This window comes from Aliiroseovarius sp. S253 (assembly GCF_049800855.1).
In the GTDB taxonomy this organism is placed as follows: domain Bacteria; phylum Pseudomonadota; class Alphaproteobacteria; order Rhodobacterales; family Rhodobacteraceae; genus Aliiroseovarius.
In genome coordinates this window covers 620410-643271 of record NZ_JBNAFW010000001.1, presented here as the reverse complement: position 1 = coordinate 643271, position 22862 = coordinate 620410, and the positions used below count along the sequence as shown (strand labels likewise).

Here is a 22862-nt window from a genome sequence, read left to right as displayed (position 1 = left end):
GCGACTGCCAACCAAACGAAAAAGGCTCCGCCGATGATCCCTCGTTATGCCCGCCCCGACATGGTCGCCATCTGGTCGCCCGAAACCAAGTTCAAAATCTGGTACGAGATCGAGGCGCATGCCTGCGACGCCATGGCCGATCTGGGCGTGATCCCGCGTGAAAACGCGGACGCCGTATGGAAAGCCAAAGACGTTGAATTCGACGTGGCCCGCATTGACGAAATTGAAGCCGTCACCAAGCACGACGTCATCGCGTTCCTGACCCATCTGGCCGAACATGTGGGCAGCGATGAAGCCCGTTTCGTGCACCAGGGCATGACCTCGTCGGACGTGCTGGACACCTGCTTGAACGTGCAACTGGTCCGCGCTGCCGATCTTCTGCTGGTTGGCATGGACAAGCTTCTGGCTGCCCTGAAAAAACGCGCGCTGGAGCACAAAGACACCGTGCGCGTCGGCCGCAGCCACGGCATCCACGCCGAACCCACCACCATGGGCCTGACCTTCGCGCGCTTCTACGCCGAGATGGACCGCAACAAGAACCGTTTGGAAAAAGCCCGCTGGGAAGTCGCCACCGGTGCGATCTCGGGCGCGGTTGGAACCTTTGCCAACGTCGACCCGGCCGTCGAAGAGCATGTGTGCGAAAAGCTGGGCCTGCGCCCCGAGCCGATCAGCACACAGGTCATCCCCCGTGACCGCCACGCCATGTTCTTTGCCACGCTGGGCGTGATCGCCAGCTCGATTGAAAACATCGCCGTCGAGATCCGCCACATGCAGCGTACCGAGGTTCTGGAAGGCGCCGAGTTCTTCTCGATGGGCCAAAAGGGCTCGTCGGCCATGCCGCACAAAAAGAACCCCGTTCTGACCGAGAACCTGACCGGTCTGGCCCGTCTGGTGCGCATGACCGTGATCCCGGCGATGGAAAACGTGGCGCTTTGGCACGAACGTGACATCTCGCATTCGTCGGTCGAGCGCGGCATTGGTCCGGACGCCACCGTCACGCTGGACTTCGCCCTGCACCGCCTGGCTGGCGTCATCGACAAGATGCTGGTCTTCCCCGAGAACATGCTGGACAACATGAACAAATTCCCCGGTCTGGTCATGTCGCAGCGCGTGCTGCTGGCCCTGACGCAGGCTGGCGTGTCGCGTGAAGACGCCTATTCCATGGTTCAGCGCAACGCGCTGAAAGTCTGGGAAGAACGTCTGGATTTCCGCGAACTTCTGCTGGCCGATGAGGCCGTAGTCGAGGCGCTTGGTATCGACGCGATCAACGAAAAGTTCGACATGGGCTATCACACAAAACATGTCGACACGATCTTCAAGCGGGTCTTCGGCGAAAGCTGATCCAGCGCAAAGCTAAGAGCCTCTTTCTGACCTACCATACTGGTGAAATTAGAAGGAGGCTCTTATGTTTTCCGCTGCAATGTCCCGCGCATCTGCTGTTTTTGGCGTTGGGTTTTCATTCATTATCATGACGATCAGCGGCCTGTTGCTGATCATTGCGCCGCGTGGCTCGATAGCCAACCAACTTGACTGGCACATGCTTGGCCTGACGCGATCAGGTTGGGAGTCGGTTCATTTGGCAACCTCAAGCGCATTTGTTTTGTTTGGGATTTGGCACACCGCCCTGCACTGGCCGGTGATCAAAGGCTTCGTGGTTGGCACTCCGATGCATTCAAGCGGTCATCGCCGTGAAGGCTGGGCGGTGCTTGCGATTGTGATTGTGCTATTGCTGGGGGCCATTTTGAATTTCCCTCCAGCCAGTTGGCTTGTGGAACTCAACGAGTATTTTAAGAAGGAATACTGGTTACTTGCAGGTTAATTTGGGCGATACTGAAGAATATGCTATGATAAGGGCCTTCTGAACAGGAGGCCCTTATGCAATTCAGAACCCTGCTTTTCACGGTCCTGCTGGCGCTGGTTCCAACGCTGTCCATCGCTGGCCAATGTAATCATGGGTCACACGAAGCATCAACCTGTGCTGCCGGACAGATTTGGAACGAGAAGCTACAAGCTTGTATCGACGAAAAATCAGCCTGATCTTTCAGGCGTAAAGGTGGTTTTAACTCACGTCTGCCAATCTGCCTGAAACCAAGGCGGAGATGGCGCTGTGCCAAATGACATGATGATGGGAGCAGACCTGATTTTGGGGGAAGGCCCCGGTCAGGTGGTGCCCGGTGCGGGCTCGGAACCAGCGGTCGACTTGGCCCAGCCCCTGCGACATCTTCCCCGACATCTTTCCAGACGCCAGAAGGCGGCGATCATTGTGCGCTTATTGCTGGCGGAAGGTGCGGAACTGGCCTTGCAGGATCTGCCGGACAGTCTGCAGGGTGAACTGGTACACCAGATGTCCACCATGCGCTATGTCGATCGGGCAACCCTGAAAGCAGTCATTGACGAGTTTGTTTTCGAGATTGAAGAGATTGGCCTGTCTTTCCCCGGGGGGCTAGAAAACACACTTTCGGTCCTTGATGGTACGATCAGCCCCGCCACCGCCGCGCGGGTTCGTAAACTGTCTGGCGTTCAGATCGCGCATGATCCATGGCTTTCAATTTCAAATACCCCGGGCGAACAGCTCTTGTCGCTTCTTGAACACGAAAGCGCCGAGGTGTCGGCGGTTTTACTGTCCAAGCTTAAAACCTCAGTCGCAGCCGAACTTTTGGGCAAACTTCCTGGCCAACGGGCACGCAAGATCGCCTATGCGATCTCAATGACCAGCAATATTGCGCCAGATGTAGTAACGCGGATCGGCCGAGCTTTGGCCGAACAGCTGGGCGCACAGCCTGCGAAAGCCTTTGACGATGATCCCAGCGAACGCGTCGGCTCAATCCTGAACATCTCAGCTGCTACCACCCGAGACGACGTTCTTAATGGGTTGGAGAAGGAAGATACGGAGTTTGCAAGCGCCGTGCGCAAGTCGATTTTCACCTTTGCCAATGTGCCAGAACGGCTGTTGCCCACAGATGTGCCGAAAGTAACCAAGGATATAGATCAGTCCGTATTGGTTACCGCTCTTGCCGCTGCCACCGGAGAGTTGGAATTCGCAGCAAATTTCGTTCTTGATGCCATGTCAAAACGGATGGCCGAACAGATCCGCGAAGAGATTGCCGAACGCGGGACGGTCAAGCAGGCCGAAGGCGACGCGGCGATGAACCAGGTCATCGGGCAGATTCGCGCGCTGGAAACCGAAGGCGAAATTACATTGCTAACCGCTGACGAAGAAGACTGACGGCTTGGCCTGACGCTTGCAGGCCGCAGCGCTGCCCGCTATGTGTGACCGACCAGCCCATTTCACCACATGGGCACAGGACCGGGAGCGACCGAATGGTGCAAGAAAAACGTGGGCTGGGCCCCTATCTGACCCACTTGGCGCTGGCCGGTGTGCTGAACCTGCCCCGTATCCTGCCCTATAAAATGCGCCTGCCTGTTGTCGGCTGGTTCGCCTCACGTGTCATTGGCCCCGTTGCTGGTTACGACAAGCGTATTCGTAACAATCTGGCCCTAGCCTGCCCTGATATGCCGAGGAAAGAAGTTAAGCGTATGGAGCGGGCCGTCCTGTCCAACGCAGGACGTTTCCTGGCCGAGATGTGGTCGGGCGACGAGCTGTTTAACCGGATGAAGAACACCCAACTCAGCGGGCCTGGCGTGGCAGCTCTTGAACAAGCCAAAGCCGAGGGGCGCCCGATCATCGCGACCTCTGGCCATTTCGGAAACTATGACGCGGCACGCTCGGTTCTGATCCAGTCAGGCTTCAACACCGGGGCGCTCTATCGCCCGATGTCCAACGCCTATTTCAACGAAAGCTACATCAAGCGTATGGAGGGCTTCGAAGGCAAAGCATTCGAGCAATCCCGGCGCGGTATGGGCAGCATGGTGAAACACCTGCGTAGCGGTGGGCTTCTGGCGATCCTCTTGGACCAACGCGAAGATCAAGGTGCCAAGCTCAGCTTCTTCGGCAAGCCCGCGATGACCACTCTGGCCATCGCCGAAATGGCATTGAAATACAACACGCTGTTTATTCCGGTCTTCGCGATCCGCAAGGAAAACGGCGTAGATTTTGACGTGGTAGTGGAAGAGCCGATCGCCCACTCAGACCCAGAAACCATGATGCAGGAATTCAACGACCGGTTCGAGGTCCGCGTGCGCCAGAACATGGAACAGTTCCTGTGGATCCACAATCGCTGGCAGATGCCGGACGACGGGTGATCCTCAGTCTAGCGCAATAGCCGCAACGATTTCGCCGGGATAATCGCCCATTCGCGTTGCCTGCAATACAATCGCGGCATTCTGACCTTCAGGGGCAACGGGGTAGGGCAACGTAAACTCGATTTCGCCTGTGCCGTCCCATTTTCCGAAGGCCTGAATATTGGTCACGATGTTAGTCGATGTGATCGAACGCCCCGCGTTTTCACCGCGTTTGACGGCCACGGTGGCTTTGGGGGCGAAGTGAACGATCTGCGCAATCACCTTGTCTGGCAACGGCAGGTTCGAAATATTCGCAGCCCGCACAACCCGCCCGTTTTCGCCATCATGGGTCGATAGGCTGACGCGACCAGAGGCCATTTGGTGACGGTGCAAGATTTCCATCACCTTCATAACATGGCTGCCCACGGCCTGATCCACGCCACCGATCACCATCTGCGGCGTATAGATCGACTTGGTCCCGAACCCATAGGCATAGGCTTTTTGCCGCTTCGTATGCTCGGGTCGGGCAAAAGTATCTTTCCAGCCGATATAATCCCAGTAATCCACATGCATCGCCAAGGGCAGAACGTCATCCTGACGGGCCAACTCGCCCAGAAACTCGTCTGCGGGCGGGCAGGACGAGCACCCTTGCGACGTAAACAGCTCGACCACCACAACGGGGCGGTCCCCGGCTGTCGCCAGCCCTGCAAAAGTGCTTAGGAATATACTGATCAATCCGGTCAGAAGTGCCCGCATCGGTGTCTCTTTCTGTATTGCTCTGATCTCTAGATAGCGATCCCGGGCCTGACCTTCCAATCAAGGATTTGCGAGGTGTTTGTTACAGTTTCCCGCACAGATGGAAATTCAGCGTGTTCCATGCGCACAAGCGCCCCGAATTTCCGCTACTTCTTGGAACTTAAGAGGACCTGAGAAACCGCAAGGACAATGAAGCACCTGATTCGGCGGCCCACTTTGTTTTGTCGAGCGCGCAACCCTTATTGCGTCATTTCAGCAAGGGGGAATCTACCTGCGAAGGTTTGATCACTACCTGTGATGTGCGTCACTATTGAACCGTACGTGGCGCGCTAAACTGTGATTAGAAAAACAGTCCGTTTCCACCAAATGCTCTGGATCGTCGCAGCCGACTAGATTACCTAAGGTCAAGGACACGATGTTCCAAATCATGGCCTTCGACGGACAACCAAATGAGGTCGCAGTTAGTTGGGCAATTTATTTCGCCGCATCCCGCTTCCAGTACTGGAATTTGCCGCATTTGCGGTCATTATCCTGATGCTGAACGCAGCAGGTTAACGCGCTTCTGCCTCGGCAATGGCAGGGCGAATGATGCTTTCCAAAATGCCTTCGGTGATCGGGCCGGCAAAGCGTTTCACCACAGTACCGTCGCCTGCAATCACAAAGGTTTCCGGCACGCCGTATAGCCCCCAATCAAGCCCCGTACGTCCGTCGCCATCCGTCATCAAGGCGGCATAAGGATTGCCTAACTGAGTTAGGAAACGCTTGGCGTTGGCCGGATCGTCCTTGTAGTTGATCCCATTGATCTGAACGCCTTCCTCGGCGAGCTTCTCCAGAAGCGGATGCTCGGCACGACAAGGCGCGCACCAGCTGGCCCAGAAATTCACCAACTTCACGCCGCCGGACTTCAGATCCTCCTGCGTGAAACCGGGTTCGCCGTCAAATGCGGTGACTTGCAGGGCCGGAACGATGCCACCCTCGCGAGTTGATGGCAGCGCATTGCGGTCGTCCTGCGTCATGCCCCACAGAAACATTGCGGCAAGGCCCAGAAACAGAACCGGCGGCAGGATCATCAGCCACGAGATACCCTTTTTCTTCTCAGTCATTCCGCTTCGCCCTTTCTTCGGCCGCATCCAGTTCACGTTTCACTTGGACTGAACGGCGCCAAGTGACAAGGATCAGGGCGATCAAAAGTCCGAGAGTGATTGCCCAGGACGACAGAATTGCGTCAGCATATTTACCAAGCTCAAGCATCTTTCATCCTTTCACGAACGTCCAAACGGTGCAGGCGAACCAAACGAAGCTCGGTCCGGGTGCGGACAAGTACAAGCGCGACGAACAGCAGGATGAACCCGGCGATACACAGAAGCAGAGGTTGGTAGTAGACGTTCGACACGTGTTCTTCCTTGTCCAGAGACAGAGATGCACCCTGATGCAGGCCTTGGTTCCAGAAGTTCACCGCATAGCGGCTGAGAACTGCGAAGACGGACCCGACAATGCACAGAACGGATGTCAGGTCTGCTGCTGTGTCCGGGTTATCAATGGCTGCCCAAAGCGCCATGTAGCCAAGATAAAACAGAAATAGGATTAGGAAGCTGGTCAGGCGCGGATCCCACGCCCAATAGGTGCCCCACATGGGTTGGCCCCAGATCGCGCCGGTGATCAACGCGATCACCGTCATGGTGACGCCAATCAGTGCAGCGGCTTTCGCCGCCCGGACGGAAACATGGTGACGGCGCACGATCCAGATCAGCGATGTGATAAGCATCATCACCCAGATGTTGATCGCCATCATCGCGCTTGGCACGTGGATATAGATGATCTTAACCGAGTTCCCGAAATTGGTGGCCTCGGGCGTAAAGAAGAAGCCCCAGATCATGCCCGGGACCAGGGTCACGGCGCATAGTCCGATCACCCAGGGCAAAATCTTGCCGCTAAGAGCCATGAACTTGACCGGGTTTGCGAATTCCCAAAGTGACATATGTTTCCTCTGTGGCTTCCTTCAGTCGGTGGCACGGGCAGCATCGCGCATGTGCCTCGGAATGGTTTGACCTATCTCAGGTTCACACGCAAGGCAGCGGCGGCGGCAAATGGTAGCAGGGCGATGGATCCAGCCGTAATTCCAGCCATCATTAGAAGCGGGGTTGAAGCCGATAGACCTGCCGTGCCGCGGGTTGCGGCCTCGGCCCCGAAGATCAGCGTGGGAATGTACAATGGCAGGACCAGCAGCGACAGAAGCAGCCCGCCGCGCTTCAACCCGACGGTCAGTGCGGCTCCGAATGCGCCGATCATCGACAGAGCAGGCGTTCCAATCAGAAGCGTAATGAAGATCCAGTAATGACCGGGACTTTCCAGATTCATCAGTGTGCCCAACACAGGGGCGGCCAACGTCAGCGGCAACCCGGTGACCAGCCAGTGGGCTAGAGCTTTGACCGCAACGATCCCCTCCATCGGGATGGGGGCGGTGGCCAGCAGGTCGAGCGACCCGTCTTCAAAGTCGAGCTGAAAGATACGATCCAGCGACAACAGGCAGGCAAGCAGTGCACCCACCCACAGAATGCCCGGCGCGATACGCGATAGGATCGCAGCCTCGGGCCCAACGCCAAAGGGCACAAGGGTTGAGACGATCAGAAAGAACGCCAGCCCCAGCCCAAAGCCGCCCCCTGCCCGCATGGCAAGTCTGAGATCTCGTACCAGCAAAGCGATCATGAGAAGGCCTCGTCGAAATCTGCATAGGCGTCGCGGGTGCCGTCAGTGCGAGGGCGTTTGGCATCCGCTTTGAACGGCCCGACATCCAAAGTGTCAGCCTGCAGACCAAGATCGATATGCGTTGCAATCAGCGCCGCGCCTCCGCCGGCCACATGCGCCCGCACCGCATCCGCGAATAACGCGACCGAGGCCATGTCCAGCGACACGGTCGGTTCATCAAGCAGCCAAATGGGGCGTCCAGTAACAAGAAGGCGCGCCAATCCCAGCCGCCGTTTCTGCCCGGCTGACAGATTGGCCGAAGGACGCTCCAGCAATCCGCGCAGATTGAACCCATCTACCGCTGGTGCAATATCCGCAATCCCGTGGACAGACGCCCAAAAGCGCAGGTTCTCTTCGACGCTGAGCGTGGCTTTTAGCCCATCGGCATGCGCACCATAGGTGATTTGTTCGGGATCGGCAGAAACGCTACCGGTCAATGGGGGCTGTAACCCTGCAAGGGTCCGCAACAGCGTTGTTTTCCCCGATCCATTCGGCCCACGAAGGATCAACACCTGACCGGGGGACAGGGTGAAATCCAACCCCTCCAGCACCGGCACGCCACCGCGCGCCACGGTCAGATTTTCTACCCGAAGTTCCATAAGAAAAGCCTTAGACCGGAAGGGCGGCCAGCGCAATGCGGCGGCCCTCGGCAATCAGTACGTTGTAGGTTCGGCAGGCAGCGGCAGAGCCCATAGGTTCGATGCCAATTCCCGCTTCTTCCAATGCCTCACGCAAGGGCGCCGGTGGGTGCGCAATCTCGGCCCCCATGCCCAGAAACAACACGTCGATTTGGTCTTTCAGGGCGGTCAGGGTGGCGATGTCATCAAGCCCCGCCCAGCCGGTTGCGGTCTCTGCCGTGACCAGCACCGGTCCTTCAATCACCTCGCCTGCGATGCGGAAGAAACCTGGGCCATAGCTGTCCACTGGCTGTGCACTGTCATATCGGACTTCGTGAAACTGCATCGGGATCTCCTTATCCTAGGGCTGCGTATAGCCCCGACAGGGCTGATCCTGCAATGATCGCATAGGCGACGCGACGATAGAGCTTTTCATGTGCGGGATTAAAAATCCAACCGCCAAGAAGATTGCCCGCCAGATTGGGCAGCATTGCAATCAGGCCCAGAACCAACGGCATTCCCAGAAGCTTCCCCAGCGCCAGAAAAACACCCAACATAAGAACGTCATAGAAAAACAAGAACGCGGTGATGTTGGCGCGGATCACCCGCGGATTGTGGGGCGAGGCCATGTAAAGCAGGATGACGGGCGGGCCGGGAATGCCAGCGGCGCCCCCCAATAGGCCAGACGCACCGCCCGTCGCCCAGACTGTTTTTGGCGTCACCTGTCCTTGATACCTCCAACCGCTGACAAGAGCCGCCAGCATGGCAAGGCTGACCATGGACACGGCCAATTTGAATACGATCGGGTCCACCACAAACAACGCGAACAACCCCAGGGGCAAGGTCAGCGCCATGCTGATCGTCAGGCGCACCAGATCGCGCGGGTGGCCATCCTTCAACGCGCGCGGAATGGCTGGTGCAGGTCCAGCCAAATCCATAACGATCAAAATGGCAATGGCCCAGACCGGGTCAACGATCTGGGCCGTAACAGGAAGAAAGATCAGCGCAGTGCCAAAGCCCGCAAACCCGCGTACCAACCCCGCAGTAAAAGCAGTGGCAAGAAGCCAGCCAAGCCCCGGCAGCGCCAGGGCTTGGATCAGCAGATCAGGCATCTACGTTAGCAAACTGGTTGCCAGCGGTTGCATCAGGCTTGGACCAGTCGCGTTTCACACCAAGGCGCAGCAAGATGGCCGAGGCCACGAAGATCGACGAGTAGGTACCCACGATCACGCCCCAGATCATCGCGAAGACGAAGCCGCGGATCACGTCGCCGCCCAACACGTACAGCGCAATCAGCGCCAGCAGCGTAGTGACAGATGTCATCATGGTACGTGCCAACGTTTCATTGATCGACAGGTTCAGAACCTCTTTCAAGTCCATCTTCTTATAGCGACGCAGGTTTTCGCGCACGCGGTCAAAGACGACCACGGTATCGTTCAGCGAGTAGCCCACGATTGTCAGAAGCGCCGCGATGATGGCCAGATCAAACTTGATGCCCAGCAGGCTGAAAATCCCGATGGTCAGCACGACGTCATGCACAAGGGCTGCGACTGCGCCTAAGCTGAACTGCCATTCAAAGCGCAGCCAGATATAGATCAGAACCGCCGCAATCGCCGCGACAACGGCCAGAACAGCAGTCGTCACCAGCTCGCCCGAGACTTTCGGCCCGACACTTTCCACGCTGGGGAAGGTGATGGCGGGATCAACTTGGACCAAGGCCTGTTCGATCAAGGTCATGGTTTCCGGCGTGATCGCCTCTTGCCCCTCTTGGGCCTCGATACGGATCTGGCTGACATGCTGGTCAGCGCGGAAGTTCACGTCGTTCACCTCGACAATCGAGATGTCACCAAGGGCGAGCGGCGTCAGCGCGTCACGATACGAACCTACGTCAACGGCCTGCGTGCTTTCGGTACGGATCGTCGTGCCGCCCCGGAAGTCGATGCCGAAGTTCAGCCCGATCACAAGGAACAGCAGAACCGATGCCACCATAGCCAAGCCCGATGCGCCGAGTGTGGCAATCGACCGTTTAAAGAAGTCGAAAACGCGACCCTGCGGAGCAAGGCGAATACCTTTGATTTCAAAGCTACGCGGGCGTTTACGTTCAAACCACATGACGACCATCAAGCGGGTCAGGAAGATCGCGGTGAAAACCGAGGTCAGGATACCCAGCCCCAGCGTGACCGAGAAGCCGCGCACCGGGCCAGAGCCCATGATGAAAAGGATCACTGCGGTGATGAAGGTGGTAATGTTCGCATCCAAAATGGCCGACAGGGCCTTTTCATAGCCAAGCTCGATGGCGCGGGCGGGACCGCGACCGGCCTTCAGCTCTTCCCGGATACGTTCGAAGACCAGCACGTTGGCGTCCACCGCCATACCAATGGTCAACACGATCCCTGCGATGCCCGGCAAAGTCAGCGTGGCCCCGATCATCGACAGAAGGCCGAAGATCATGCCGACGTTCAGGATAAGAGCGATATTGGCGATCACGCCGAACCAGCCGTAAGAGGCGACCATGAAGATCAGAACGGCTGCAAAGGCGACGAGCGACGCGATTTTGCCCGCATCGATGCTGTCCTGCCCCAGTTCCGGGCCAATGGTGCGTTCTTCGACATAGGTCAGCTCGGCGGGCAGAGCACCTGCGCGCAGAAGCACAGCAAGATTGGTCGATTCTTCGAGCGAGAAATTACCGGTGATGATGCCAGATCCGCCACAAATCTGTTCGTTGATCCGCGGTGCCGAGATGACCTCTTCATCCAGCACAATCGCGAACGGGGCACCCACATTGGCGCCGGTATAGTCACAAAACAGACGCGCGCCCGAGACGTTGAACCGGAAGTTTACCGCAGGCTGACCGTTCTGATCGAAAGCGGGTTGCGCGTCGTTCAACTGCTCGCCGGTCACAACCGGGGTTTGCTCCAACACATAGAGCACACCTTCTTCATCCAGCGAGGGATAGATTACATTGCGTGGACCGGGTGTGGTCGCCGCGTCGGTGGTGCGGCTGACGACCGGGTGGAAGGTCAGTTTGGCGGTTTTGCCGATGATCTCTTTTAGCTCCGAGGCCGACCCGATCCCCGGCACCTGAATCAGAATGCGCGTATCGCCCTGACGCTGAATGGTGGGTTCGCGAGTGCCAACCTCGTCCACGCGGCGGCGAATGATTTCAAGCGATTGCTGAATGGTGCGGTCGTCGGTGGCAACACGCTCGGCCTCGGACAGGGTAACGACAAACTCGCCCTCGCGGCCCGGGTTTACCTCAATATCTGTGGAACCGACACCCGACAGGCTGACCACAGGTTGGGCCAGACCACGAACAAGTTCAATCGCTTGCGGCAAGGCCTCGGGTTTCGAGATTTTCACACGCAGCTCGGCAGGAGCGCTGTCCTGACGGCGGATCGTCCCGATGGTGGCGCGTTCATCCCGCAGCGCGTTACGGATTTCCGGCCAATAGCCATCCATCCGCGCTTCATAGACATCTTCGACCTGAACCTCGGCCAGCAGATGCGCACCGCCACGCAGGTCCAGACCCAGATTGACCAGCGCATTCGGCGCCCAATCGGGCCAAGCCGACCGGTTTGCCTCAAGCTCGGCCGTGGTGCCGGTAGTTTCAATCGTGGCGACCGCATCATTATGCGTCTCAACCCGGTCGTAAAATCCGTTCGGGGACGCAAAATATAGGCCAAGGAGCACGAGCCCCCAGATCACAATACGTTTCCAAGTTGCGATTTGAAGCATGTGCCCCTGCCCTATAAATTCTTGTTATTCAGTTGGTTGGGTCGGAAACCCGCGCCGATCAGCTTTCGACCGGCTCGGTCTTGCCCATGACGGCCGTGATGGTCGAACGCACAACACGGACTTTCACGCCCGACGCGATTTCAACTTCGACTTCGGTGTCGTCTTTGACCTTGGTGATCTTGCCGATCACACCGCCCTGCGTGACGATCTGATCGCCCTTGCGCAGCGCGCCAAGCATCGCCTGATGCTCTTTCATTTTCTTCTGCTGGGGGCGGATCATGAAGAAGTACATGATCGCAAAGACCAGCACCATCGGGACCAACATCCCGTTCAGAATTCCTCCAGCCGGGGCGCCCGCGGCTTGTGCAAATGCAGGAGTTACAAACATCGTTTTATCCCTTCTTTCACGGGCTGGCTTACGCGCCCCGCCCAATTGTCCGGCGCACCCTATATGGGGGCCTGTAGGTTGTCCAGCAAGCAGCGTACACGCGATTTCTTCGAACAATTGGGGGCTATTTGACCTTTCCTTTCGCGCCACCCTGCGTAATTTGATCAAAATACCGCAACACAGGAGCCCCCATGACCCTTGCCTTCAAGATCACGTCGGATGTCACACCAGAAATCGACCACCCCTCGGAAGAAAAACTCATATCAGGCACGCCCGAATTCACCACATGGTCCCTAGAGGAAACCGAGGATCAATTCACCGGAATTTGGCAGTCCACGCCGGGGAAATGGTACGTGTCTTATGATGAGTGGGAGTATTTCAACATACTTGAAGGACATTCTGTACTGACAGACGCTGATGGCAACGAGACTCAGCTACGTGCAGGCGACCGCATGGTGATCCGCCCTGGCTTTTCCGGCACGTGGGAGGTTCTGGAAACCACGCGCAAGGACTATGTGATCCGCATCTTCGCTTAGGGCTTCCCCCGCGCGCGCCCTTCTGGCATATGCGCGTCAGGTTAAATCAAAGGACAGATCCATGCATGATATCCGCTTGATCCGTGACAATCCCGAAGCATTCGACAAGGCCATGGCCCGTCGGGGCCTTTCGGCGCTGTCGGGCGAGGTTTTGTCGCTGGATGAAAATCGCCGCGCCGCCATTCTGGCTGCAGAGACGGCTCAGGCCGACGCCAACAAGGCTGCCAAATCCGTCGGGGCTGCAAAAGCTTCGGGTGACGAGGCAGAGTTTGAACGCCTGCGCGCCCTCGTCGGTGAAAAGAAAGCCGAGATCGCAAGCCTGAACGAGCAAGCGAAAGAGCTGGACGCCAAGCTGACCGATCTGCTGATGGGTCTGCCCAACATCGTGGCCGACGACGTGCCAGATGGGGACGATGAAGACGACAATGTCGAGATCAACCGCTGGGGCACCCCGCGCGAGTTCTCGTTCAAGCCGATTGAGCATTATGAGCTGCCCGCCGTTCAGGACGGTCTGGATTTCGAAACCGCAGCCAAGCTGTCTGGTTCGCGCTTCATGGTTCTGTCGGGCGCTGTCGCCCGCCTGCACCGCGCTCTGGCCCAGTTCATGCTGGACGTGCACGTCAATGACAACGAACTGACCGAGACTTGGACCCCGGTTCTGGTCAAGGAAGACATGATGCGCGGCACAGGCCAATTGCCGAAGTTTGGTGAGGACAGCTATCAGACCACCAATGGCTGGTGGCTGGTGCCGACCGCCGAGGTGCCACTGACCAATATTGTCAACGGCGCGACGGTCGAAGAAGGTTATCTGCCGCGCCGCTATGTGGCGCACACCCAGTGTTTCCGTTCGGAAGCCGGATCGGCTGGGCGTGACACGGCAGGCATGTTGCGTCAGCACCAGTTCGAAAAGGTCGAGATGGTATCGATCACCAAGCCGGACGCATCGGAAGCTGAACACAAGCGCATGACCCGCTGCGCCGAGGATATTCTGGAACGCTTGGGCCTGCCCTATCGCACCGTAGTTCTGTGCACCGGCGACATCGGTTTCGGCGCGATCCGTACGCATGATATCGAGGTCTGGCTGCCCGGTCAGAACACCTATCGCGAGATCAGCTCGATCTCGACCTGCGGCGACTTCCAAGCGCGTCGCATGAACGCACGGATGAAGCCCGCTGAAGGCGGTAAGCCGGTGTACCTGCACACGCTGAACGGCTCGGGCCTTGCAGTCGGCCGCGCGCTGATTGCAGTTCTGGAAAATGGTCAGGAAGAGGACGGATCGGTCACCATACCCAAAGTTCTGCACCCCTATCTGGGCGGCAAAACCCGGATTACAGCGGAAGGTCAGCTGGCCTAAGCCTTTGGTCTATTTCAAAAGATCCTCGATGACGGGATCAAGGGTGCGCGGACGATACGACGTCTGACGCACCCTTTCTTTTGCAGCACCCGAAATCTGTCGGGCCGGGATCTCTTGGCTGTCTGGGTCGCAAAGAAGCGTGCGGTCGCACAACAAAAGCCCCCACAGGTTACGCCAAGCAGGCTGCAAGGCGGCACCCCGATCGTCAGCTTTCAGATCAGCGGCCATCAGCAGCTGTTGAAGCCGCGCTGGGTTGAAATCCAACTTGCGCTCTTGCGCGCCTGCTACGATCCAAGCTGTTGGAAAGGCGGACAGCTCTGGCGCAGCACCTGACCCGCCGACGATCCCGTGATTGCCTGTAAACCAAAGTTGCTGATAGCGCGAGTTGCTGCCTGTGATCTCTCCGTTCAGTTTGTCCAGATTGGTCCAGAGCGCGGGCGGGAAGAGCTTGCGTCGTTCGTCGATGGCCACTGCGTGACGCGCGGCGCCGACGGATCGCGACAGATCCGCATCGTGAAACGCATAGCGCGCATTAAGAAAACGAGCGAGCGGGCCGAGGAATGCTGGCACACCCAGCGCGCCTACTGTGTCCCAAACGCCGACATAGGTAATGTCCAGAAGATGACAGTCGATCCCTTGGGCCTTTCGCCAGTCCTCATCCTTGGGACTGGTTGCGACTTCTGGCGACATGGCCAGACGTGCAGCCATTGATGGCGCACTGTCGGGGTGCGAGTTGCGACCCTCGCGCGCGCGATACAAGCGCATCGCTTCAGGGATCAGGTCAGTTCGGTTAGACGGTAAAATGCCCGCTGTACGGATCATGCCAGCGAGGGATCGCGCAGTGTAAGCCCCGCGGGAGAAGCCGAAAATATAGATCTGATCGCCGGGTTCATAGGTGAACAGAAGGGCACGGTAAGCTTCCAGAATACGATCATCCAAACCCCAGCCCAGCGCGCCACCAAGCACCCGGTCCATAAACCGCGACAGCTTGGTAACACCCTGCCCGCTACCCACACCCGGAAGATAGTGAACGACCTGCGTAATGCCATCCCGCGCAGTAGGGCGCACCCCTTGCGCAATACGCAACACGTGTGTCGGATTGTGCGCGTCAGACCGGTTCCAGGTTCCGTCGCAGAAAATGGCGATACGTTTCATGTCAGCCTCGGATTTTGATACCGAACCTTAGCACGCCACGAATGGTTGAGAAGCCTTTTGGTAGGACAGGCTTAGTCCAGTTTCACGCCCTTACGACCCGCCAGATCCGTGAAGTATTGCCACGCCACACGCCCTGATCGCGCGCCGCGTGTGGCTTGCCACTCGATCGCTTCCGCCCACAGGGTGTCATCGTCGATCTCGACACCATAGGCGGCGCAGTAGCCACGGATCATTGCCAAGTATTCGTCCTGATCACAGGGGTGGAAGCCCAGCCACAGACCGAAACGATCCGACAGCGAGACCTTTTCTTCAACCGCTTCAGACGGGTTGATCGCGGACTGGCGCTCGTTCTCGATCATGTCGCGCGGCATCAGGTGACGTCGGTTCGAGGTGGCATAGAAAACCACATTGTCCGGGCGGCCTTCGATCCCGCCATCCAGCACTGCCTTCAGCGACTTGTAATGCTGGTCATCATGGCTGAAGGACAAATCATCACAGAACAGCAGGAAGCGATGTTCAGACCCGCGTAGAAGGTTCAGAAGACGCGACACGGACGGCAGGTCTTCTCGCTGCAATTCCACGATCTTCAGGGGTTTACCACGGCTCAGAACCTCGGCATGTACAGCCTTGACCAAGGACGATTTCCCCATGCCCCGCGCGCCCCAAAGAAGCGCGTTGTTGGCGGGCAATCCGTTTGAAAATTGCAGGGTGTTTTCCAAGAGTGTGTCGCGCGAGCGGTTCACACCGACCAACAGGTCTAACGCCACGCGCGAGACATCCTGAACCGGCTCCAAGCGGTCAGGTGAGACATGCCAGACAAAGGCATCTGCACTGTCAAAATCCGGAGCATCGAAAGGCGCAGGGGACATCCGTTCCAAAGCCTCGGCAATGCGTTTCATCATGTCCTGATCCGCCATCTTGGTGATCCTTCATCCGGGTAGAAAGTTTCAAACCTTTAAACCGCGGATGGGACGGGGTTTAAAGTGTTTAACGCAGATGCCCGGCGGTTTTAGAGCTAGCTAAGCACCCCCCGAAAGCAAAAGCGCGCCCGATTGGCGCGCTTTTGTGTTTCTTTGTCGATGAAGGATTAGCGACCGGTCTCAACCATGCCCGGATCATCCTCGGGGTCATCATCTGGACCGCCTTCGGGATCGTCGCTGGGATCATCGTCCCCACTATCATCCTCATCGTCATCTTCGTCGAACTCAGCCATCAACTCGTCTTCGACTTCTTCGTCGTCATCGTCGAACCACAGGCCCTGTGCGCGCAGATCGGCCTCACGCTTGGTTTCAACCCGCTTCACCAGCTGGATCGAAATCTCATAGAGGCCATAGACCACGACGAACAGGATCACCTGCGTGATGACATCGGGCGGCGTGACCAGAGCGGCTAGAACCAGAATGCCGACAACAGCGTATTTGCGTACATCCGCCAGACCTTGCGAGGATACCAGACCGGCCTTGCCCATCAGGGTCAGAAGCACAGGCAGCTGGAAGCACAGGCCAAAGGCCACGATGAATTTGATCGATAGACGCAGATATTCCTGCACCGAGCCCTGGAAATCGATGGACGCCTCGACACCAGTTTCAGCGACGTTGCCGGTTTGCTGGAACCCAAGGAAGAAATCAAACGCCAGCGGCATAACCACGTAGAATGCGAAAGATGCCCCGATCAGGAACATAATCGGCGAGGCCAGCATAAAGGGCAGGAACGCATTCTTTTCGTTCTTGTAAAGCCCCGGCGCCACGAAGCGCCACAGCTGGTAGCTGATATAGGGGAAGGACAGAACCAAGCCCCCAAAAAGCGAGATCGAAACCGCGACGAAGAAACCCTCTTGCAGCTTGATCAGGATCAGCCCGCAATCATCCTGACCGCGATTGGCCATGGTCGAACACAACGGTTCGGTCAGGAAGTTAAAAATCGGGTTCCAGACCGTGAAGCAGATCACCATGCCAATGATGAAAGCAACGGCGGAATGGATCAGCCGCGTGCGCAGCTCGGCCAGATGCTCGATCAGCGGGGCCGAGCTGTCTTCGATCTCGTCAGTGTCGCTCATGCGTCAGATGTGTCCGTGGATTTGGGCTTGGCCGCAGGTTTCTTCGCAGCCGGTTTCTTGGCTGCAGGTTTCTTTGCGGGTGCCTTCTTGGTGGCGGGCTTCTTCGCGGCGGGTTTCTTGGCCGCCTTGGACTTGGCTGCTGGCTTCGCGGCAGCGTCGTCTGCGGACTTGGCGGCCGGCTTGGCGCTGGCTGCACTGATCTTTTCAGCCGCCTTCGCCGTGGATTCAGCCAGCTTCGCGCTTTCCTCGGTTTCTTTTGCCTTCAAAGCAGCGTCAGCTTCTTTCTGATCACGCCGGGCCTTGGACGGGTCCCATTTTTCAAACCCATCCGCGGCTTTGTTCAGCGCATCCAACCCCATCGCCTTGGACGATGTAGCCGATTTCAACGTGCTGGCAATGTCTTTTGCACCGCTTTCATCCGCGGCGTCGTTCATGGCTTGCGTGAACTCACGCCCCATTTGACGCGCACGCGCGGTAAAGCGACCAAGCGTGCGGAACATGCCGGGTAGATCCTTTGGACCCACCACGATCAGGGCTACGACGCCAATGACCAGAAGCTCGGTAAACCCGATATCGAACATAGGCTGCGCCTTTCCTTGGGCGGCTTACGCCTTTTCGTTATCGGTCTCGGGCGTCACGTCCTTAGCCACCTCTGCGGCTTCGTCTTCGATTTCCTTCTTGCCGTCATCCACGCCTTTCTTGAAAGCGGTGATGCCTTTGCCGACCTCACCCATGAGGGACGAGATTTTGCCGCGGCCGAACAGAACCAGCACCACGACGGCAATCAGCAGAAGGCCCGGAAGGCCGATATTGTTGAGCATGTTTTTCTCCCTAGTCCGAAAGCTTTTGCGGCTTTCGTAGATATATCGCCCTGAACATTTATTGCTTCATGCGGGAAGTTCAAAGCCCCAAAGGGAAAAAACTGCGAAATCGGTTGGGTTTTCACGTTATCTGACACGTGATGTCAGCAAGCTGTCAGATAAGTCGGCCTCAGGTGGCCGGATTTACCCATTGGGTGCGCAGCGATTCTGCCGAGTCAGCGGCGAGGGAACACGAAACAGCGGTCTCGGCGGATGGCGATCCATAGGGGCGTGTCGGGCTTTGGCAGGAACACGGACGGGACCGAGGCGGTCAGAATACTGCCGTCCCGCTCCATCTGAAACTCTACAAGGCTTTCCTTGCCGATAAAACGCGCACGTTTCACCAATCCGCGTGCCCAGACGCCGTGGTCGGGCGTGGGGCTAGGTCCGACGCCGCCGCGGTCAAAGTCGATTTTCAGGTGTTGGGGGCGGATCACGATATCCACTGTGGATCCATCCGGCACGCCGGGGGCTAGAAACTGACCAAAGGCTGTTTGGGTCAACGCGCCATCCACCGTCCCCGAAATCACGTTGACGTCGGAAAAGAAGGCGGCGGCCTGCAAATCGACCGGTGTATTATAGACGTTATAGGGTGCGCCGCGTTGCACGATTTGGCCGGCCCGCATCAATGCGATTTCGTCCGCCATCCGCATCGCTTCTTCCGGCTCATGGGTAACCAGAAGCACCGCCGCGCCTTCCTCTTTCAGGATGCTCAGTGCTTCATCCCGGATCCCGTCACGAAGACGATTGTCGAGACCCGAGAACGGTTCGTCCATCAACATGATCGAGGGTTTTGGGGCTAGTGCGCGCGCCAAGGCCACGCGTTGCTGCTCGCCGCCCGATAGCTCGTGTGGGAACTTGTCGACGAAAGTGCCAAGCCCGACCTTTTCCAGTAGAGCGTGCACCCGCTGGCGTTTCTCGGTCCGCGTGCCAGTCAGGCCAAAGGCGACGTTGTCCCCGACAGATAGGTGTGGAAACAGCGCAAAATCTTGAAACATCAAGCCGATATGGCGTTTTTCCGGAGGGACAAACACGCCGGGACCAGCGACCATCTGACCGTCGATCCAGACCTCGCCTTCGGTCTGGCGATCAACGCCTGCAATTATCCGAAGCGTTGTTGACTTGCCGCAGCCAGAAGGGCCCAAAAGCCCGGTCACTTGGCCTGCCTGAAGCGAAAGAGACACCTCGCGCACCACGTCCAGCCCGCCAAAATTGCGCTTCAACCCGCGCACTTCCAGCCGAGCCGTACTTTGGGGTGTCATGTCCATCTACAGTGCCTTCCCGCCTTCTGACGCAAATCCTATTGTTTCCATCAGGTTTCCTTCGCTTACCAGCCCCCCCGACGCCCCGCAAGCGAAACAGCGAAAAACGACAGCCAAAGGGGTCAGAGGTCGCGGACAGGACGGATCAAGACGCCAAAGCTGCCAAGCTTTTGGGAACCGAGGTGTCCGATGCGATTGTTTCTAAGCTTTACCCCCCTTTTGCTGTCCGTTGTGCTGCTTCAGCTCAGCTCGGGCGGGGCGGCACCTTTGGATGCGGTGTCGGGGTTAACGCTGGGCTTCACGAAGTCTCAGGTAGGATTGTTGGGTTCCGCGCACTTCATCGGCTTCTTCGTGGGCTGCTGGTGGGCGCCACGCTTGATGGGAGCCGTAGGGCATGCACGTACCTTTGCGGGATTCGCCGCATTGGGTGCCATTGGGCTCTTGGCACATATGATCTGGATTGATCCCTATGCCTGGGCAGTGATGAGGATGGCGACAGGACTGTGTATCGCCGGCAGCTATACGGTAATTGAAAGCTGGATCAACGCACGGGTCACGAACGATACCCGAGGTCGGTTGACCGGAGGTTATCGCATCGTGGATCTGGGCGGGTCCCTAAGCGCTCAATTGCTGATCGCTGTGTTAGAGCCCGCCCACTACATCAGCTACAACATCCTTGCGATTGCCTGCTGCGCGGCCATCCTGCCCTTGGTTTTGACCCGCACCCAAGAGCCGCACACTCCCGCCACTCCGCGGCTGCGCCCAGCGCTAGCGTGGCATCGCTCTCCGCTGGCGGTGGCGGCTGTGGTGACGTCGGGGATTACGACCGCTGCGTTTCGAATGGTTGGCCCTATCTATGGCAACGAGGTTGGGCTTGAGACCCACCAGCTGGCATGGTTCCTGGCGGCCTTCGTTCTGGGAGGTGCCCTTGCTCAGCTTCCAACGGGATGGCTTGCCGACAGATATGACCGCCGCTGGGTGCTAGTCTGGCTGTCCATCGCCGCCATTGCCAGCTGCGCGATCACGATACTGGCGGCCGGATCCGGCGTTGCGGGCGTCTTTCTTGCCGCAGGGCTGTTCGGCTTCACCACCTTTCCAATCTTCTCGGTGGCAGCAGCGCATGCCAATGACTTTGCCAGCAGCGAAGAACGCATCGAGCTGTCAGCCGCACTTATGTTCTATTACGCGGTGGGAGCCATCGCCTCGCCTCTGCTGGCTTCGAATCTGATCGCAAGCTTTGGTCCACCCGCGTTATTTGCAATGGTTGCGATGGGCCATCTGGTACTTGTCGTTTTCAGCGTGGCGCGGATGCGCCGTCGTCCGACCAGCGAAGATCGTACACCCTATACCTATACGCCGCGCACATCGTTTTCTATGGGACGGCTGTTTGGCAAGCTTCGGGACCGGGGTTGAGAAGCCCGTAGCTCTGGTCATGTGACGGGGCATGTCGTATACGGCCCCAAACACGTTTTGGGAGCTCACATGAACCGCGTCCTCATCACTTCGGCAATCCCTTATATCAACGGGATCAAGCACCTTGGAAACCTGGTTGGCTCGCAGCTGCCGGCTGACCTTTACGCCCGCTATAACCGCTGCCGGGGCCGCGAGGTCATGTTCATCTGCGCGACTGACGAACACGGTACTCCGGCCGAACTGGCTGCCGCGAAAGCAGGAAAGCCCGTTGCAGAATTCTGTGCCGAGATGCACGAGGTTCAAGCCGAGATCGCGAAGGGCTTTCGCCTGTCGTTCGACAACTTCGGTCGCTCATCTTCCCCGCAGAACCACAAGCTGACTCAGCATTTCGCAGGCAAGCTGGCGGACAACGGGTTCATCGAAGAAGTGTCAGAAAAGCAGGTCTATTCCAACGCCGATGGCCGCTTCCTGCCCGACCGCTACATTGAAGGTGAATGCCCCAACTGTGGCTATGACGGTGCGCGCGGTGATCAGTGTGAAAACTGCACGAAACAACTGGACCCAACCGACCTGATCAACCCGCGTTCGGCCATCTCTGGCTCCACTGACCTTGAAGTGCGTGAAACCAAGCACCTTTACCTGCGTCAGTCCAAACTGAAGGACAAACTGGATGCGTGGATCGACCAGAAGTCCGATTGGCCTGTCCTGACGACTTCGATCGCGAAGAAATGGTTGCATGATGGCGACGGCCTGCAAGATCGCGGCATCACGCGCGATCTGGATTGGGGTGTACCCGTCAAGAAAGGCGACGACGATTGGCCGGGGATGGAAGGCAAGGTCTTCTATGTCTGGTTCGACGCGCCCATCGAATACATCGCCGCAACCGCCGAGCTGGCGGATGAAAAAGGCGAAGGCCCCGAGTTTTGGGAGCGCTGGTGGCGCACCGACAAGGGTGCCGATGACGTGCGTTACGTGCAGTTCATGGGCAAGGACAACGTACCCTTCCACACCCTGTCGTTCCCGGCGACGATCATGGGCTCGCAAGAGCCGTGGAAGTTGGTCGATTACATCAAGTCGTTCAACTATTTGAACTATGATGGCGGACAGTTTTCGACCTCGAAAGGCCGTGGCGTGTTCATGGATCAGGCCCTGTCGATCCTGCCCGCGGATTACTGGCGCTGGTGGCTCTTGAGCCACGCGCCCGAAAACTCGGACAGTGAATTCACGTGGGAGAATTTCCAAACCTCGGTGAACAAAGATCTGGCTGACGTGCTGGGCAACTTTGTCAGCCGCGTAACCAAGTTCTGCCGCTCGAAATTCTCGGAGGCTGTGCCGGAAGGTGGTGAATATGGCGAAGCGGAAACCGCGCTGATCGCCGATCTGACCACCAAAGTGCGCGCCTATGAAGGCCATATGGAAGCGATGGACGTACGTAAGGCAGCCCAAGAGCTGCGTGGCATCTGGGTTGCAGGCAATGAGTATTTGCAGTCGACGGCGCCCTGGGCGACGTTCAAGACCGACCCTGATCAGGCCGCCGCACAGATCCGTCTGGCCCTGAACCTGATCCGCCTCTACGCGGTACTGTCGGCCCCCTTCATCCCCGATGCTGCGGAAACCCTGCGTGCGTCAATGAACACCGACATGGATTGGCCAGGCGATGTGGCCGAGACATTGGACACCCTAAAAGCGGGTCATGCCTTTACAGTGCCGGAAAACCTCTTTGCCAAGATCGCCGACGAACAGCGCGAGGAATGGCAAGAGCGGTTTGCAGGCACGCGCGACTAAGCCATCTTCAAATGACCT

Annotated in this window: 25 protein-coding genes; 9 read left to right on the top strand and 16 right to left on the bottom strand. The window is 57.9% G+C overall.

All coding sequences use genetic code 11. The features are described 5' to 3' along the window. Positions 1–33 precede the first annotated feature (33 nt). From purB to ACP15F_RS03175, 5 genes are all read left to right on the top strand, one after another. Positions 34–1341 carry an adenylosuccinate lyase gene (purB, locus tag ACP15F_RS03195; protein WP_424939400.1) on the top strand — a complete coding sequence of 436 codons (1308 nt, stop codon included), beginning with the start codon at positions 34–36 and terminating at the stop codon, positions 1339–1341. A 64-nt stretch (positions 1342–1405) separates the two neighbouring features. Beyond that, positions 1406–1819 carry a DUF4405 domain-containing protein gene (locus tag ACP15F_RS03190; RefSeq protein WP_424939399.1) on the top strand — a complete coding sequence of 138 codons (414 nt, stop codon included), beginning with the start codon at positions 1406–1408 and terminating at the stop codon, positions 1817–1819. A 56-nt stretch (positions 1820–1875) separates the two neighbouring features. Beyond that, entirely contained in the window at positions 1876–2037 is a 162-nt protein-coding gene (locus tag ACP15F_RS03185; RefSeq protein WP_424939398.1) for a carbohydrate-binding module family 14 protein, read from the top strand. 70 nt (positions 2038–2107) lie between these two features. Next, positions 2108–3226, top strand: coding sequence for a flagellar motor switch protein FliG (locus tag ACP15F_RS03180; RefSeq protein WP_424939397.1), 1119 nt, complete (start codon positions 2108–2110; stop codon positions 3224–3226). A gap of 95 nt (positions 3227–3321) precedes the next feature. Next, positions 3322–4203: a lysophospholipid acyltransferase family protein gene (locus ACP15F_RS03175; protein WP_424939396.1), complete on the top strand. Its 882-nt coding sequence runs from the start codon at positions 3322–3324 to the stop codon at positions 4201–4203. 3 nt (positions 4204–4206) lie between these two features. On the opposite strand, the gene ACP15F_RS03170 is transcribed toward ACP15F_RS03175, so the two are convergent. The 10 genes from ACP15F_RS03170 to yajC form a co-directional block, all read right to left on the bottom strand. After that, complete coding sequence (locus tag ACP15F_RS03170) at positions 4207–4938, bottom strand: DUF1223 domain-containing protein (RefSeq protein WP_424939395.1); 732 nt, start codon at positions 4936–4938, stop codon at positions 4207–4209. Positions 4939–5489: 551 nt separating this feature from the next. Beyond that, positions 5490–6041, bottom strand: coding sequence for a DsbE family thiol:disulfide interchange protein (locus tag ACP15F_RS03165; RefSeq protein ID WP_424939394.1), 552 nt, complete (start codon positions 6039–6041; stop codon positions 5490–5492). Next, complete coding sequence (gene ccmD, locus ACP15F_RS03160; RefSeq protein WP_424939393.1) at positions 6034–6189, bottom strand: heme exporter protein CcmD; 156 nt, start codon at positions 6187–6189, stop codon at positions 6034–6036. The genes ACP15F_RS03165 and ccmD overlap by 8 nt, the downstream gene beginning before the upstream one ends. Further along, on the bottom strand, positions 6182–6916 hold the full coding sequence (locus ACP15F_RS03155) for a heme ABC transporter permease (protein ID WP_424939392.1): 735 nt from the start codon (positions 6914–6916) through the stop codon (positions 6182–6184). Before ACP15F_RS03155 ends, ccmD begins: the two co-directional genes overlap by 8 nt. A gap of 71 nt (positions 6917–6987) precedes the next feature. Continuing rightward, positions 6988–7644, bottom strand: a complete 657-nt coding sequence (gene ccmB, locus ACP15F_RS03150) for a heme exporter protein CcmB (RefSeq protein WP_108855698.1) — start codon at positions 7642–7644, stop codon at positions 6988–6990. Further along, complete coding sequence (gene ccmA, locus ACP15F_RS03145) at positions 7641–8282, bottom strand: heme ABC exporter ATP-binding protein CcmA (RefSeq protein WP_424939391.1); 642 nt, start codon at positions 8280–8282, stop codon at positions 7641–7643. Before ccmA ends, ccmB begins: the two co-directional genes overlap by 4 nt. Positions 8283–8292: 10 nt before the next feature. After that, the gene (locus ACP15F_RS03140; RefSeq protein ID WP_424939390.1) at positions 8293–8646 is read right to left on the bottom strand and encodes an Mth938-like domain-containing protein; all 354 of its coding nucleotides are present in this window, start codon (positions 8644–8646) and stop codon (positions 8293–8295) included. 10 nt (positions 8647–8656) lie between these two features. Beyond that, positions 8657–9412 (bottom strand): sulfite exporter TauE/SafE family protein, encoded by a 756-nt coding sequence (locus ACP15F_RS03135; protein ID WP_424939389.1) that lies wholly within the window; start codon positions 9410–9412, stop codon positions 8657–8659. Continuing rightward, complete coding sequence (secD, locus tag ACP15F_RS03130) at positions 9405–12035, bottom strand: protein translocase subunit SecD (RefSeq protein WP_424939388.1); 2631 nt, start codon at positions 12033–12035, stop codon at positions 9405–9407. Before secD ends, ACP15F_RS03135 begins: the two co-directional genes overlap by 8 nt. A 58-nt stretch (positions 12036–12093) precedes the next feature. After that, on the bottom strand, positions 12094–12423 hold the full coding sequence (gene yajC, locus ACP15F_RS03125; protein ID WP_424939387.1) for a preprotein translocase subunit YajC: 330 nt from the start codon (positions 12421–12423) through the stop codon (positions 12094–12096). Positions 12424–12614: 191 nt separating this feature from the next. Here yajC and ACP15F_RS03120 point away from each other — a divergent pair, with 191 nt between their 5' ends. Next, entirely contained in the window at positions 12615–12959 is a 345-nt protein-coding gene (locus ACP15F_RS03120) for a cupin domain-containing protein (RefSeq protein ID WP_424939386.1), read from the top strand. Positions 12960–13020: 61 nt separating this feature from the next. Beyond that, on the top strand, positions 13021–14313 hold the full coding sequence (gene serS, locus ACP15F_RS03115) for a serine--tRNA ligase (RefSeq protein ID WP_424939385.1): 1293 nt from the start codon (positions 13021–13023) through the stop codon (positions 14311–14313). A gap of 9 nt (positions 14314–14322) precedes the next feature. Here the strand turns inward: serS and ACP15F_RS03110 are convergent, their stop codons facing one another. From ACP15F_RS03110 to ACP15F_RS03085, 6 genes are all read right to left on the bottom strand, one after another. Beyond that, complete coding sequence (locus ACP15F_RS03110) at positions 14323–15468, bottom strand: DUF2235 domain-containing protein (protein WP_424939384.1); 1146 nt, start codon at positions 15466–15468, stop codon at positions 14323–14325. A 71-nt stretch (positions 15469–15539) separates the two neighbouring features. Beyond that, positions 15540–16385 (bottom strand): ATP-binding protein, encoded by an 846-nt coding sequence (locus ACP15F_RS03105; RefSeq protein WP_424939383.1) that lies wholly within the window; start codon positions 16383–16385, stop codon positions 15540–15542. Between the two features lie 170 nt (positions 16386–16555). Further along, a complete protein-coding gene (gene tatC / locus ACP15F_RS03100) occupies positions 16556–17524 on the bottom strand; it encodes a twin-arginine translocase subunit TatC (RefSeq protein ID WP_424939382.1) in 969 nt (322 codons plus the stop codon). After that, entirely contained in the window at positions 17521–18105 is a 585-nt protein-coding gene (tatB, locus tag ACP15F_RS03095) for a Sec-independent protein translocase protein TatB (RefSeq protein ID WP_424939381.1), read from the bottom strand. The genes tatC and tatB overlap by 4 nt, the downstream gene beginning before the upstream one ends. 24 nt (positions 18106–18129) lie before the next feature. After that, positions 18130–18345 (bottom strand): twin-arginine translocase TatA/TatE family subunit, encoded by a 216-nt coding sequence (locus ACP15F_RS03090; protein ID WP_142852349.1) that lies wholly within the window; start codon positions 18343–18345, stop codon positions 18130–18132. A gap of 215 nt (positions 18346–18560) precedes the next feature. Next, a complete protein-coding gene (locus ACP15F_RS03085; RefSeq protein WP_424940931.1) occupies positions 18561–19646 on the bottom strand; it encodes an ABC transporter ATP-binding protein in 1086 nt (361 codons plus the stop codon). A 189-nt stretch (positions 19647–19835) separates the two neighbouring features. Between ACP15F_RS03085 and ACP15F_RS03080 the strand changes: the two genes are divergently transcribed. Then, positions 19836–21059, top strand: a complete 1224-nt coding sequence (locus tag ACP15F_RS03080; protein ID WP_424939380.1) for an MFS transporter — start codon at positions 19836–19838, stop codon at positions 21057–21059. A gap of 69 nt (positions 21060–21128) precedes the next feature. Beyond that, positions 21129–22844: a methionine--tRNA ligase gene (metG, locus tag ACP15F_RS03075; RefSeq protein WP_424939379.1), complete on the top strand. Its 1716-nt coding sequence runs from the start codon at positions 21129–21131 to the stop codon at positions 22842–22844. Positions 22845–22862 lie beyond the last annotated feature (18 nt).